Source organism: Rhodococcus sp. RD6.2, from assembly GCF_001040705.1.
Lineage (GTDB): Bacteria > Actinomycetota > Actinomycetes > Mycobacteriales > Mycobacteriaceae > Rhodococcus_G.
The window spans coordinates 70,459-85,785 of the sequence record NZ_CVQP01000004.1; the positions used below are offsets into that span (position 1 = coordinate 70,459).

1 protein-coding gene (only partly in view) is annotated in these 15,327 nt (G+C 70.9%); it reads right to left on the reverse strand.

Going from position 1 to position 15,327, the window contains the following annotated elements; genetic code table 11:
- On the reverse strand, positions 1–15,326 hold the 5' end (the start) of the coding sequence (locus tag RHCRD62_RS06445; RefSeq protein WP_050063891.1) for a non-ribosomal peptide synthase/polyketide synthase. Its footprint begins 28,285 nt before the window's first position; the window shows 15,326 of its 43,611 coding nt (coding positions 1–15,326); the start codon lies at positions 15,324–15,326; the stop codon falls past the left edge of the window.
- Between the last annotated feature and the right edge of the window lies 1 nt (position 15,327).

Below are 15,327 nucleotides of genomic sequence, written 5' to 3' on the forward strand. Positions count from 1 at the left end.
GGCACGTCGAGGACGTCGACGAGCTGTTCGAACGGGACCTCCGCGTGCTCGAACGCCGCGAGATCGGTGCTTCGGACCCGGGCTACGAGGCCGTCGAAGCTCTCGCCGCGATCGACCTCGGTGCGCAGCACCAGGGTGTTGACGAACATGCCGACGAGGTCGTCGAGCGCCCGCTCGCCACGTCCGCCCACCGGGGTGCCGACGGCGATGTCGTCGGTTCCGGACAGCTGCGCGAGCAGCGTCGCGTACGCGGCGTGCATCACCATGAACGGCGTCACGCCGCGGCGGCGCGCGTAGTCGACGACCTCGGCGTAGAGCTCCGCCCCGAGTTCGAACCGGTGGTCGGCGCCGCGCAGGGACTGCGCGGGCGGACGCGGACGGTCCGTCGGCAGGTCGAGGCGATCCGGCAGACCGGCGAGGGTCGTGCGCCAGTACTCGATCTGCGTGGCCGCAACCGACTGCGGGTCGGCGGCGTCGCCGAGTACGGCGCGCTGCCAGAGTGCGTAGTCCGCGTATTGGACCTCGAGCGGAGCCCATGTCGGCACCTCACCAGCCGTGCGGGCACCGTAGGCGATCATCACGTCCCGCGCCAAGGGGGCAAGCGACAGCGCGTCACCCGAGATGTGGTGCAGCACAAGGACGAGGACGTGTTCCCCGCGCGCGTCACCGTCGGCGACACGCAACAGGCCGACGTGCAGCGGAACCTCGGTGGTCACGTCGAATCCGCGGGTGACGACCTGCGCGACGGCGCCACGCAGGTCCGCCGACGCCACGTCAACCGGCGTCAGGTCGGGCGCGACCTCGGCGGCGGGCACGATCACCTGGTGCGGGCCGGAATCCGAGTCCGGGAACATCGTCCGCAGCGACTCGTGCCGCTCGACGACGTCGGCGACCGCCGCGCCCATCGCGGCGACGTCGAGAGCGCCGACGAGACGCACCGGCAAGGGCAGGTTGTATGCCGGCGAGGACGGATCGAACCGGTTGAGGAACCACATACGCTGCTGCGCGAGCGACAGCGGCACCGCGGTGCCGCGGTCCTGCCGCACCAGTGCGGGCCGGTCGCTGCGGGCGGATCGTTCCAGCCGCGCCGCCAGCTGCGCGACGGTCGGGGCCTCGAACAGGTCGCGGACGCCTGCCCGGACACCGAGCGCCTCGCTGACCCGGGAGACCACCCGGGTCGCGACGAGCGAGTTTCCGCCCGCGTCGAAGAAGCTCTCCAGGGCACTGATCCGCGGGACGCCGAGCACGTCGGCGAACACTCCGGCGACGACCTCCTCGACCGGGTTGCGGGGCGCCACGTACTCGGCGGTGGTCAGATCGAAGACCGGTTCCGGCAACGCCTTCCGGTCCAGCTTGCCGCTGCCGTTGAGCGGGAACTCGTCGAGAACCACGACCGCGGCGGGCACCATGTACGACGGCAGGGCCTGCGCGGCATGCGCGGCGACCTCGTCGGCGGTGACGGGCACCTCACCCGTCGGCACGACGTAGCCGACGATCTGATCGCCGGTGTGCGCGTCGGACCGGACGACGACGACGGACTGACTGATGCCCGGTGCGGACAGCAACGCAGCCTCGATCTCGCCGAGTTCGATACGGTTGCCGCGCACCTTGACCTGGAAGTCGGTGCGGCCGATGTACTCCAGGACGCCGTCGGAGTTGTGCCGCACGAGGTCACCCGTGCGGTACATCCGTTCACCGGCCTGTCCGTACGGATCGGCGACGAACCGGTCGGAGGTCAGGTCGACACGACCGTGGTAGCCGCGGGCCAACTGCACGCCCGACAGGTACAGCTCACCCCCGACACCCGGCGGGACCGGCTGCAGGCGTGCATCGAGCACGTACAGCCGGGTGTTCCACATGGGGACACCGATGGGGACGACCCCGTGGTCGTCGGCGCTGTGGCGCCAGTTCGTCACTGCCAGCGAGGCCTCGGCGGGGCCGTACAGGTTGTCCAGGGGTGCGGACGAGAGCGACCGGAAGCGTTCGGCCGTCTCGATCGGCAGCGCCTCACCGATCGCGATCACAGCGCGAACCGAATCCGGTATCCGCGCAGACGAATTCGACACGAACATGGCCAGCATCGACGGCACGAACTGCACGACTGTGACGCGCTCGTCGACCATCAGCCGGGACAGGTACTCGGGGTCGCGGTGGCCGTCGGGGCGCGCGATGACCAGACGAGCGCCGGTCTGCAGGGTCCAGAAGAACTCCCACACCGAGACGTCGAACGTCATCGGGGTCTTGAGCATCACCGCATCGTCGGTGGTCAGCGCATACTCGTCCTGCATCCAGAGCAGCTGGTTGACGAGGCCGGCGTGGGGCACCGAGATGCCCTTGGGCCGACCCGTGGAACCGGACGTGTAGATCAGGTTCGCGGGGTGCTGCGGGAGCAGCGCCGTGATCCGGTCCGCATCGGTGACCGGCGCCGAGTCGAAGTCGGAGAAATCCGACTCGTCGACCAGCAGCGTCGGCGTGCCCGCAGGCAGTGCGTCGGCGTCGCGGGCGGTGGTCAGCACGCACACCGGTGCCGCACTGTCGAGCACGTACCCGTTGCGCTCCGCCGGATGGTCGGGGTCGAGCGGCACGTAGGCGCCACCGGCCTTGAGGATCGCGTACATCCCGACCATCAGGTCGATCGAACGCCGAATCGACAGTCCGACAAGGGACTCCGGCCCCACTCCGAGGCCGATGAGTCCGCGCGCGAGGCGGTTGGCCCGCGCGTCGAACTCCGCGTACGTCAGCTGCTCACCCTCGAACACGAGGGCCACCGCATCCGGAGTGCGTGCCACCTGCGCGTCGAAGAGCGCGACGAGGGTGTCGTCGCCCGCCGCGACCTCCGGCACCACGTGCGCGGTGTCGTTCCACGAGTCGAGCACCCGCGTGCGCTCGTCATCGGAGACGAGGGCGATGTCACCGACCACGACGGCCGGGTCGGCGGCAACAGCGCCCAGGACCGCGGCGAAGCGGTGCGTGAACGCTTCCGCGGTCGACCGGTCGAACAGGTCGGTCGCGTACGTGAGGACGATGTCGATGTCGCCGGGCACGCCCTGCGCGTCGGTGTGGTCCGTGACGGTCACCTGCAGGTCGAACCGGGACAGCCCGATCTCGAACTCGGCGGGCGCCACGGTCAGTCCGGGGAGCTCGAGCTCACCGCGGGTGATGTTCTGGAACCACAACGACACCTGGAACAGCGGATGATAGGCCGCCGACCGGGTCGGGTTCAGCGCCTCCACAAGCCGCTCGAACGGGATGTCGGTGTGCGTGAACGCCGCCAGGTCGCGCTCGCGCACCTGTGCCAGCAGGTCCGCGAAGGACGCGTTCTCGTCGACGTCGGTGCGCAGCACCAGGGTGCCGACGAACATGCCGACCACGTCGTCGAGTGCGGCCTCGCCACGGCCCGCGATCGGAGCGCCTACGGCGATGTCCTCGCTACCCGACAGGCGGGCGAGGAGCACGGACAGGGCCGCGTGCACGACCATGAACAGCGTCGAGTTCGTCTGCCGTGCAACCTCGAGCAGTCGCGCGTGCAGATCGGCGTCGAGCCGGAGTGCGACGTCGCCGCCGCGGAAGGACTGCTGCGCCGGACGAGGGCGGTCCGTGGGCAACTCCAGCAGGTCGGGCAGGTCCGCGAGCGCGGAACGCCAGAAGTCCAGCTGACGAGCGGCGAGCGACTCGGGGTCCTGCTCGTCGCCGAGGAGGTCGCGCTGCCACATCGCGAAGTCGCCGTACTGCACCGGCAACGGAGCCCACGACGGGGCCGCCCCGTTCGTGCGGGCGGAGTACGCGATCATCAGGTCGCGGGCCAGCGGCGCAGACGACCAGCCGTCGAACGCGATGTGGTGCAGGACGAACACCAGCACGTAGGAGTCGACGAGGGCGGTGCCGTCCGTGTCGACGACGGCGGTGCCGTCCATGTCTCCGGTGCTGTCGGTGTGGGCAGCCGCGGTCGCGAGCAACCGCACCCGCAGCGGCGGGGCCGCGGTGACGTCGAACGGACCGGTCGCCAACGCGACCACCTCGCGTTCGAGGTCCGCCTCGGCGACCCGGACGATGTTCAGGTCGGCGGTCTCCGCGACCCGGTCGGCGGGGAGCACCACCTGGTGCGGTCCCGTCGCCGAGTCGGGGTACACGGTGCGCAACGTCTCGTGGCGATCCAGCACGTCGCGCATCGCCGCACGCAGTGCGTCGACGTCGAGTTCACCGGTGAGCCGGATCGCGAACGGCATGTTGTACGCCGCGGAGTCCTGGTCGAAACGGTTGAGGAACCACATCCGCTGCTGCGCCAGGGACAGCGGAACCGCACCACTGCGGTCGCGGGCGACCAGTGCGGGGCGCGGCGCCGACTCGCCGCCGGTCTCGGCGCGCAGCGCGAGCTCGGCGACCGTCGGCGCGTCGAAGATCTCTCGAACCGCGAGTGCGGTCCCGACGGCGGCGTTGATGCGAGCGATCACCTGGGTCGCGATGAGCGAGTTGCCGCCCAGGTCGAAGAAGTTGTCGGTGGCACCGACCCGCGGCGCTCCGACGACCTCGGCGACGATCGCGGCGACGATCTCCTCGATCGGCGTCCGCGGTGCGACGTACGCACCTGCCGTGGCGTCGAACGTCGGGGCGGGCAGTGCCCGTCGATCCAGCTTGCCCGCGGCGCTCAGCGGCAGCTCGGGCAGCGTGACGATCGCCGACGGCACCATGTACCGGGGCAACGTGCGTTCGAGTGCGTGCCGCAGCGTCCCCGCGTCGGCGTCGGACCCGTCGGCGGTGACGACGTACGCCACGAGCTGCGCCCCGACGTGCTCGTCGTGGTGGACGAGCACCGCGGCGCGCACGATGTTCGGCTCACCGCGCAACGCGGCCTCGACCTCGCCGGGTTCGAGCCGCTGACCGCGCAGCTTGACCTGGAAGTCGGTGCGGCCCAGGAACTCCAACTCACCGGACTCGTTCCAGCGCACCAGGTCGCCGGTCCGGTACATCCGCTGACCGGACTGGGTCGGATCCGCGACGAACCGCTCGGCGGTCAGGTCGGTGCGGCCGAGGTAGCCGCGGGCGACCTGATCGCCCGACAGGTAGAGCTCTCCCCCGACACCGACCGGAACCGGGTGCAGGCGGGCGTCGAGGACGTGGGCGCGCACGCTCGCACCCGGGCGGCCCATCGGCACGATCGAGCCGGCCGCGTGCGCCGCGGGATCGAATTCGTCGGCGATCGTGACGGTGACCGCGGTCTCGGTCGGCCCGTAGCCGTTGCGCACGCGCACGCCTGCGGCGGCGGCGCGCTCGGCGAGCGAGTAGGAGATGGCCTCTCCACCGACACGGACGAATCGGAGCGAATCCGCCAGCGGCACGCCCGTACCGAGGAACACCTCGAGCATCGACGGCACGAAGTGCGCGGCGGTGACCCGCTCGCGTTCCATCAGCTCGGCGAGGTACGCGACGTCGCGGTGGCCGTCCGGCCGTGCGACGACGATACAGCCACCCGCCTGCAGCCCGGCGAAGGTCTCCCACACGGCGACGTCGAACGTCGACGCCGACTTGTGCAGCAGCACATCACGATCCGACAGCTCGGCTTCGGCGCGCGCCCAGCGCAGGTGCGCGACGATCGCGCGGTGCGAGACCACGACGCCCTTGGGTCGGCCGGTGGACCCGGACGTGAAGTACACGTACGCCGGGTGCTCCGGGCGCAGGGCCCCGATGCGGTCGGCGTCGGTCAGCGGAGCGGTCGGACCCTCGTCCGCGACGTCCTCGATGCGCAGCACGGGTGTGCCGCCGAGGGGAAGTCCGACCTCGTCGGCCGCCGTCGTCACCACGCACACCGGTGCCGCGGCCGCCAGGACGTACGCGTTGCGATCGGCAGGCTGATCCGGGTCGACCGGCACGTACGCGCCGCCCGCCTCGACGATCGCGTAGGCGGCGACGACCGATTCGACGGTGCGGCGCATGGCCAGCGCAACCGTCGTCTCCGGCCCCACCCCGTGGCCCACCAGCGCGCGGGCGACCCGCGTCACCCGCGCCTCGAACTCGGCGTACGTCAGCGTCCACACGTCGCCGGACACGGCGACGGCGTCCGGCGTGCGCGAGGCCTGCGCGTGGAAGTCGTCCAAGAGCAGGCCGTCCGGCGTCGCCGAGACATGGGAGGAGCCGAGTGCGCCAACCGCTGCGGCCTCATCGGCATCCAGCATCGGCAGGTCACCGACCGGAACCGCCGGATCCGCGAGCACCGCGGCCAGGAGCCGGGTGAACCAGCGGCCGTAGCCCGCGATCGTCGACTCGTCGAACAGATCGGTCGCGTAGAGGAAGGTCACGCCGTACCCGGCGTCCGCGCGTTCGGTCACCGTGACAGCGAGGTCGAACTTCGACACCGCGGTCTTGATGCCCTCGGCGAGCACGCTCAGTCCGGGCAGGTCGATGCTCGGCTCGGAGAACGCCTCGAGCGCGAACTGGACCTGGAACAGCGGCGAATGCGCCGCGGAGCGAACCGGATTGAGGACCTCGACGAGCCGCTCGAACGGCACGTCGGCGTGCTCGAAGGCGGCCAGGTCGCGTCCCCGGACCTGCGCCAGGAGGTCGGCGAACGGGGCTGCGGCGTCGACCGGGGTGCGCAGCACCAGAGTGTTGACGAACATGCCGACCAGGTCGTCGAGCGCCTTCTCGCCGCGGCCGGCGACGGGGGTGCCGACCACGACGTCGGACTCACCGGAGATGCGCGCCAGCAGCACCGCGAGCGCCGACTGGAGCACCATGAACGGCGTGGAGCGATGACGGAGCGCCAACTCGTCGACGGCGCGTCGCGTCTGAGCGTCCAGCGAGAACTGCACGCGCGCACCGCTTCCCGACCGCACGGGGGGCCGCGGTCGGTCGGACGGCAGTTCCAGCACGTCCGGCAGACCCGCGAGTTCACGCGTCCAGAAGTCGATCTGCCGGGCCGCGATCGACTCCGGGTCCTGCTCGTCACCGAGCATCGTCCGCTGCCAGATCGCGAAGTCCGGGTACTGCACCGGAAGCGGCGCCCACACCGGAGGCACGGATCGGGTGCGGGAGGTGTAGGCGAGCACCAGGTCCCGCGCCAGCGGGGCGAGCGACCAGCCGTCGGTCGCGATGTGGTGCATCACCAGGGCGAGCACGTGCTCGTCGGTGTCACTGCCTGCGGCTGCGCCTTCGGGCGCGACCTCGAACAGGTGCGCCCGAACCGGGATCTCGTGGGTGACGTCGAATCCGCGAGACCCGAGTTCCAGTGCACGGGTGTGCAGTTCGCTCTCGGAGACCGGAATCGTCGTCAGTTCGACCTCGACGTCGGCGAGCGGGAGCACCACCTGCTCCGGCCCGTCGGCCGACTGCGGGAACACCGTGCGGAGCGATTCGTGGCGGCCGAGCACGTCGCGCAGCGCCGCCCGCATCGCGTCGACGTCGAGACGTCCCGACAGCCGGATCGCCATCGGCACGTTGTAGCTGCCGGAAGCGGGGTCGAACCTGTTCAGGAACCACATGCGCTGCTGCGCGAGCGACAGCGGAACCCGCGCAGGCCGCGCGCCCGCAACGAGGGGAAGACGGTCCGTTGAGCCCGTCGCCGCCTGCTCGGCGCGCACCGCGAGCGCACCGACGGTCGAAGCCTCGAACAGGTCGCGGACACCGATCGTGGTGCCGAGCGCGGCGTTCACCCGCGCGGTGACCTTCGTGGCGATCAGCGAGTTGCCGCCGAGGTCGAAGAAGTCGTCGGTCAGACCGGCACGATCGACGCCGAGCACGTCGGCGAAGACCTTCGCGACCAGTTCCTCGACCGGCGTCACCGGCGCGACGTAATCACTTGCGGCTGAAGCGAACACCGGCGCAGGAAGGGCGCGGCGATCCAGCTTGCCGACCGGGGTCAGCGGCACCTCGTCGAGGACGACGACCGCCGACGGAACCATGTAGGCGGTCAGCGACTCGGCGACGAACGCGGTCAACTCGGCCACGTCGACGACCGCACCGGGGACGGGGCGGACGTACGCGACGAGCTGCGTCTGACCGTGCTCGTTGTCGACGCCGATGGTCGCGGCGAAGTCCACGGCGGGATGCGCGGTCAGTGCCGCGTCGATCTCGCCGAGCTCGATGCGGAAGCCACGCACCTTGACCTGAAAGTCCGACCGACCGATGTACTCGATCGTCAGCGCGGCATCATCCCCCGTCGCTGCACTGGTCCAGCGGACCAGATCGCCGGTGCGGTACATGCGGGCACCCGGATCGGTCGGGTTCGCGACGAACCGTTCCGCGTTGAGCGCGGCGCGGTCGTGATAGCCGCGGGCCAGGCCGACGCCTGCGATGTAGAGCTCACCGGTCGCACCGATCGGCACCACACGCAGGCGCTCGTCGAGCACCAGTGCCGACACCCCGCGGATCGGGCCACCGATGGTGATCGGGGCACCCGGCGCCATCGGGTCGCTGATGGCGGCCATGATGGTCGTCTCGGTCGGTCCGTACCCGTTGTACAGCCGCCGACCGGGCGCCCATCGGGTGACGATCTCGGCGGGGACGGCCTCACCACCGGCGACCAGGTGCTGGAGACTGTCGAGCCCGGCAGGGTCGACGGACGCGAGTGCGGACGGCGTGACGAAGGCGTGCGTGACCTGCTCGGCGACGATCAGGTCGTGCAGCTCGGCGCCACCGAACACCGTCGGCGGCGACACCACCAGCGTCGCGCCGGTTCCGAACGCCATCGTGAATTCGAGGATGGACGCGTCGAAGCTCGGGGACGCGACGTGCAGCACCCGCGATTCGGGAGTGACGTCGTAGCGCTCACGCTGCTCAACGGCGAAGTTCGCGAGGCCCGTGCGGGTCACGACGACGCCCTTCGGCAGACCCGTCGACCCCGAGGTGTAGATCATGTACGCGGACTGGTCGATTCGGCCGACGCCGCGCTCCGCTGCGGTCAGCGGAGCCGCGGAACGCTCCGCCACCAGGGCTTCGAACTCGGCGGTGTCGAGCACCAGCCAGTCGGTGTCGCCGCCGGGCAGCAGTGCCCGCTCGGTCGTCACGGTCAACCCGATCCGGGCACCCGAATCGGTGAGCATGTGCTCGATGCGGTCCAGCGGATAGTTCGGGTCGACGGGCACGAAGGCGCCGCCGGCCTTGAGCACCGACCACATCGCCACAACCGAGTGCAGCGATCGCGTCATACCCAGTGCGACAAAGGTTTCCGGGCCGATGCCGCGGTCGGTCAACACGCGCGCCAACCGGTTCGACCACTCGTCGAGTTCGCGGTACGTCAGCTCGCGGCCGGCAAAGGAGACAGCTGTCCCCTCGGAGTTCTCGGCACACGCTCGCGCGAAGAGCTCGAACCCGCCCGCGTCAGGCGTCGCCGGAATCCCACGAACCGGGGCGAGGCGGGCACGTTCGGCCTCGTCGAGGATCTCCACGCCACCGATCGGCGCGGTCGGATCGGCAACGACGGCCGCCAGGATCCGGGTGAAACGGTCCATCAGCCGCAGCGCCTCGTCGCGGGTGAACGCGGTGGGCAGGAACTTCACGGCGAAGCGAAGCGCCGGATCCTGCAGCGCGACGAGCGTCAGCGGGTAGTGGGTGGCGTCGTTGACGCCGATGTCGAGCACCCGCATGCCCGCGATGTCGGTGGCCGCGGACAGCGCGTCCCGGTCGACCGGGTACGACTCGAACACCGTCAGGGTGTCGAACAGGGCACCGAGGCCCGCAGCCCGCTGGATGTCCGTCAGACCGGTGTGGTGGTGGTCGAGCAGGTCCGCCTGCTCGCCCTGGATCCGGCGAACCAGATCGGCGATCGCCTCGTCCTCATCGAAACGGACCCGCACCGGCAGGGTGTTGATGAACAGGCCGACCATCGTCTCGATGCCGGGCAGCTGCGGCGGACGACCGGACACCGTCGCGCCGAACACGACGTCGGTGCGGCCGGTCAGGCGAGCGAGCAGCACACCCCACGCGGTCTGCACGATCGTGTTGGCGGTGACGCCGAGGTCGCGGGCGAGCGCCACGACACCGGCCTCGACGTCCGCGTCGAGCGCGACGTCGATCTGCTCCGGCACGGGGAGCGCCGCGCCGGGACTGCCGGCCGCGATCAGCGTCGGCTCCTCCAGGCCGGACAGGGCGCGCGCCCACGCGTCGCCGGACTCCTGCGGATCCTGCCTGCCGAGCCACTCCAGGAAATCCCGGTAGGAGCGGCCGCGGGTGAGGACGGACCGGTCCCCCGCCTGGGCGTAGAGCGCGAGCAGGTCCTGCAGGATCAGCGGCAGGGACCAGCCGTCGAGCAGCAGGTGATGATTGGTGATCGCCAGCCGGTAGGTGTCCGCGCTGCTGCGCACGAGCAGCATGCGCACCAACGGCGGCGCGGCGACGTCGAAGCGCGCGACGCGGTCCGCGTCGATCAGCCGGGTGGCTTCGGCGTCGGCGTCGGCGGGCTCGCGGTCCGTCAGGTCGACGAGGGTGAACGGCACCGCGGCCTCGTCGACGACGATCTGTGCCGGCTCACCGGCCTCGTCGTAGACGAATGCGGCCCGCAGGCTCGGATGCTGGTCGACCAGCGCCTGCCCCGCAGCCCTCATCCGGTCCGCGTCGACGATTCCGCCGAGGTCGAGCACGATCTGCGCGGTGTACACGTCGACGGACTGTTCGGTCAGCGTCGCGTGGAACAGCAGGCCGGACTGCAGCGGGGACAGCGACCACACGTCGCTCAGCGACGGGTACCGCTGCTCCCACGCCTCGATCTGGTTCTGCGTGACGGTCACCAGCGGCAGATCGGACGGGGTGTACCCGCCCGCCGCGCCGGACGCCGCGAGCACCGCGAATGCGTCGAGCGCGCGGTGCCACAGCGACGCCAGTTCACCGACCGCCTCCGCTCCCAGCACCTCGGACGCGTAGGCGAACGTCGCGGTCAGCCTTGTGCCGTCGGCGGAATCCGCGGCAATGGCGTCGATCGCCAGCGCCGCGGACAACGCCATGCCGGGATCGCGGTGTGCGCCGGTCCCGAGCGAGTCGCCGTCCGGCATCCAGCCGACGGCCTGCAGCTCGGCGGGAATGTCCCCGGCCGACAGTCGGCCCAGGTAGTTGAAGGCGATCTGCGGACGCGCCCAGTCGCGCATCAGCTCTGCGGTGTCACCGCGCAGGTGCCGCAGCATCCCGTAGCCGATGCCGTGATCCGGCACCGCACGCAACTGCTCCTTGATCCGCTTGATCGCGACCGCGGCGGCCGGGCCGCCCGCGAGTGCGTCGTCGAGATCGACGTCGCCGAGGTCGAGACGCATCGGGAACACACTGGTGAACCAGCCGACCGTGCGCGAGAGGTCCGCACCCGGAACGACCGCTTCCTCGCGGCCGTGGCCCTCGAGGTCGATCAGGGTGGACGCCTCCGCGAGCCCGCGTCCGCGACGCCAGGCGGCGACCGCGACCGCAAGGGCGGCGAGCAACGCATCGGACACCCCGGCCCGGAACTGCGCAGGCAGCGCGGTCAGGAGCACGTCGGTCGTCGCGGCGGACAGTTCCACCTCGAGCCTGCGCTCGGTGGCGGCCACGTCGACCGCGCCGTCGAGGGCACGCGAACCCAACAGCGGATCGCTGCCGTCGACCACGGTGCGCCAGAAGTCGAGTTCTGCACGGCGCTGTGGCGACTTCGCCGCGTCGACCAGTCCGTGCGCCCATCGGCGCATCGACGTGCCGATCTCGGGCAGAACCGGCACCTGGCCCGCCGACACCTGCATCCACGCCATCGCGAAATCGGGAACGAGCACACGCCAGGACACACCGTCGACGGCGAGGTGGTGCACGACAGCGAGGATGCGGTCGTCGGTGCCGCCGGCGGAGACCAGCCGGACGAACTGCGCCAGGACACCGGTAGCCGGGTCGAGTCGACCCGCGGCCAGGGACGTTTCTTCCTCGATCTGCGCCGCGAACGCGTCGGTGCCGGGTGCGGCGGCCGCGTCGACCTCGACGATGACGTCGGTCGCCTGCACCGCTCCGGCGGCTCGGGTCACGAACCGCAGATCCGCGCCTGCTCCGGTGAGCTGCCCGCGCAGCAGGTCGTGGCGGTCGAGGACGGCCTGCACCGTGGCGGCCACCCAGTCGCGGTCTGCGCCCTCCGGCAACGTGAGCACGAGGGCCTGCGCGAAGCCAGCGTGGTCACCCAGCTCGAGCATGGTGTGCACGATCGGGGTCAGCGGGAGCTCGCCGACCCCGCCGCCGGGCAGTTCCGCGAGCCGGACGACATCGTCGGCGGCGTCGACGAACCGAGCGACCTCGGCGAGCCCGGCCACCGTGCGACGTTCGAAGACGTCGCGCGCGGTGAACGACAGTCCCGCAGCCTTCGCCCGCGACACCAGCTGCATGGAGACGATGCTGTCGCCGCCGAGTTCGAAGAAGCTCGCGTCGACACTGACCCGGTCGAGTCCGAGAACCTGCGCGAACACGCCTGCGATGCGGTGCTCGAGCGCGTTGCTCGGATCGCGGTGCTCCGTCGACGCGGCACCCTGCTGCGGGTCCGGCAGCGCGGCCCGGTCGAGCTTGCCGTTGACCGTCAGCGGAATCTCGTCCAGTACGACGACCGCGGCCGGAACCATGTACTCGGGGAGCTGGCGGCCCGCGAACGCGAGCACATCGACCACGTCGACGGCCGAACCCGGCTCCGCGGGCAGCACGTACGCCACGAGCCGGTTCTGACCGGCCGCGCCCACCCGGACCTGGGTGGTCGCGAACTCCACCGCGGGATGTCCACTCAGGACGTCGTCGATCTCGCCCAGTTCGATGCGGAAGCCGCGGACCTTGACCTGGAAGTCGGCGCGGCCGACGTAGTCGAGTTCACCATCCGCGGTCCAGCGAACGACGTCACCGGTGCGGTACATGCGTTCGCCTGCAGCCCCGAAGGGGTTGGCGACGAAGCGTTCGGAGCTGAGCCCCGCGCGCCCGTGATAGCCGCGGGCGAGGCCCGGGTTGGCGATGTAGAGCTCGCCCGAGACGCCGATCGGGGCCGGCCGCAGCCGGGAGTCGAGGACGAGCGCGTGCACGCCCCGCATCGGCGCGCCGATCGTGACCGGCACCTCCGGCGCCAGCGGCTCGGTGATCGTGACGATGACGGTCGTCTCGGTCGGTCCGTACGCGTTGCGGAGGCGGCCGTTCCAGCGTGCCGCCAGCTCCGCGGGCAACACGTCGCCACCCGTGATGACCCGGACGATGGAGTCGAGACCCTCCGGATCGAGTGTCTGCGCCGCGGGCGGCGTCGAGACGAGGGTGGTGACCTGTTCGCGCGAGATGAGCTGCGCGAGATCGTCGCCGCCCAGAACGGTCGGCGGTGCGACGACGAGGGTGGCGCCGTGCGCGAACGCGGCGAGCATCTCGCCGAACGCGGCGTCGAAGCTCGGGGACGCGAACTGTGCGACCCGGGCATCCGGGGTCACGGAGTAGGTGACGCGCAGGTCGGCTGCCAGTGTCGACAGGCCGAGATGCGGGACGACGACGCCCTTCGGCTTGCCGGTCGAACCGGAGGTGTAGATGACGTACGCGGGGTTGCCCGCCCGAACCGGCGCGACACGGTCGGCGTCGACCAGCGGCGACGCCGATTCCGCGGCGCAGAGGTCGGCGAACTCGGCGGAGTCGAGGACCAGCCAGTCGACGGACTCGGGCAGGTCGCCGCTATGCGCGGCCAGTGTCACGCCCTGCCGGACCTGCGAGTCCGTGACCATGTGGACGATGCGCTCGATCGGGTAGTTCGGGTCGATCGGCAGGTACGCGCCGCCCGCCTTCGCGATCGCCCACACGGCGAGAACCGATTCGAGTGACCGCGGCGCGGCCAGCGCGACGAAGCTCTCCGGGCCGACGCCCTTCGACACCAGCACCCGAGCCAACCGGTTCGCCCGCTCGTCGAGCTCACGGTACGTCCAGTCGGTGCCCTCGAACGTCACGGCGACCCGATCCGGGTGGCGCGCCGCGGTGTCGCTGAGGATGTCACCGAGCACGGTCGGTGCCGCGGCCGCCTCGCCGCGCCGATCCGCGAGCCACACGACCTCGGCCTCGCCGACGTAGTCGAGGTCCGAGACCGGCGTGTTCGGGTCGGCGGCGACGAAGCGGGCGAGGAAGTCGAAGAACCGCTCGTGGTGCCGTTCGACCTCGTCGTCGGAGTACCTGGCGGGATTGCCGATGAAGTCGACGTGCGTGGAGCCGGTGCCCGTCTCGTACAGGTTCAGCATCAGGTCGTCGACCGGACCCGACGAGAGCACGTGCAGGTGCGACTCGATCTCACCGAGACGCAGATCGCCCAGGCCCATCATGATGTTGACGACGGGACCGAAGTAGGACCGCTCCGCGCCCTGGACGCCGAGGTCGCGTCGAATGTCCTCGGCGCGGTAGCGCTGATGCCGCAGCGCGCCGACCAGCTGCACCTGAACCGACTCGAGCAGCTCGCGGATCGGGGTGTCCTCGCGAACGGTGACACGCAACGGCACCACGTTGGAGACCATGCCGCCCGCGCGGCGCATCGCCGCGGTCGTGCGTGCGGACACCGGCAGGGACAGCAGGACGTCCTCCGTGCCCGTCATCCGGCCGAAGTAGGCGGCGAACGCGGCGATGGTCGCCGGCGCGAACGACGGGCCCGCTTCGGTCATCCGAGCGACGGTGTCCGCCGACAGCGGTGCGCTCGCGACGCGGCTCAACGCCTGCGGCGGCGCCTGGCGGGGCGCGAAGCTCACCGGCTCCGGCAACCCCGCGGCGATCTCGCGCCAGTAGTCGCGGTCCGTGGAGAAGCGTCCAGAGCTGCGGTACTTCTCCTCCGCCTGGTAGAGCGCGAGCAGCTCGTCGTTGCGAGGCTCGGGCAGGTCGACGCCTTCCAGCGCCTGCGTGTACAGCTCGGCCGTCCGCGTCATCAGGGTGATGGCACCGAGGCCGTCGAGCGCGACATGGTGGCAGCGCGCGTACCAGTAGTGGTGACCGGGGGCAACGGTGAGAACCGCGCACAGGATCAGTGGCGCGGACAGCAGGTCGAGCGGCGCCGTGTACTCGGCGCGCATCCACGCGTGTGCTGCCGCGACCGGATCGGCCTCCGCGGAGAAGTCGACGCGGAGAACGGACTGGTCGATGTCACGGTCGATGATCTGGAAGGGACGTCCGTCGACGTCGATGAGGCGGAGGTAGCCGGATCCGAGTTCCTTGCCGACGACGATGCTCGCACGCTCGAGCAGGTCCAGGTCGAGATCGCCACGGAGCTCGACGTACTGCGCCATGTTGATCGGCACATCGGGATTCAGCTGCTGCGAGAGCCACAGTCCGAACTGGGCGGCCGAGAGAGGAAACGCTCCTGCGGGAACACCCCCACCTTCCCCCGGCCCAATTCCCTGGTTCGTCGCCTCGTCCACT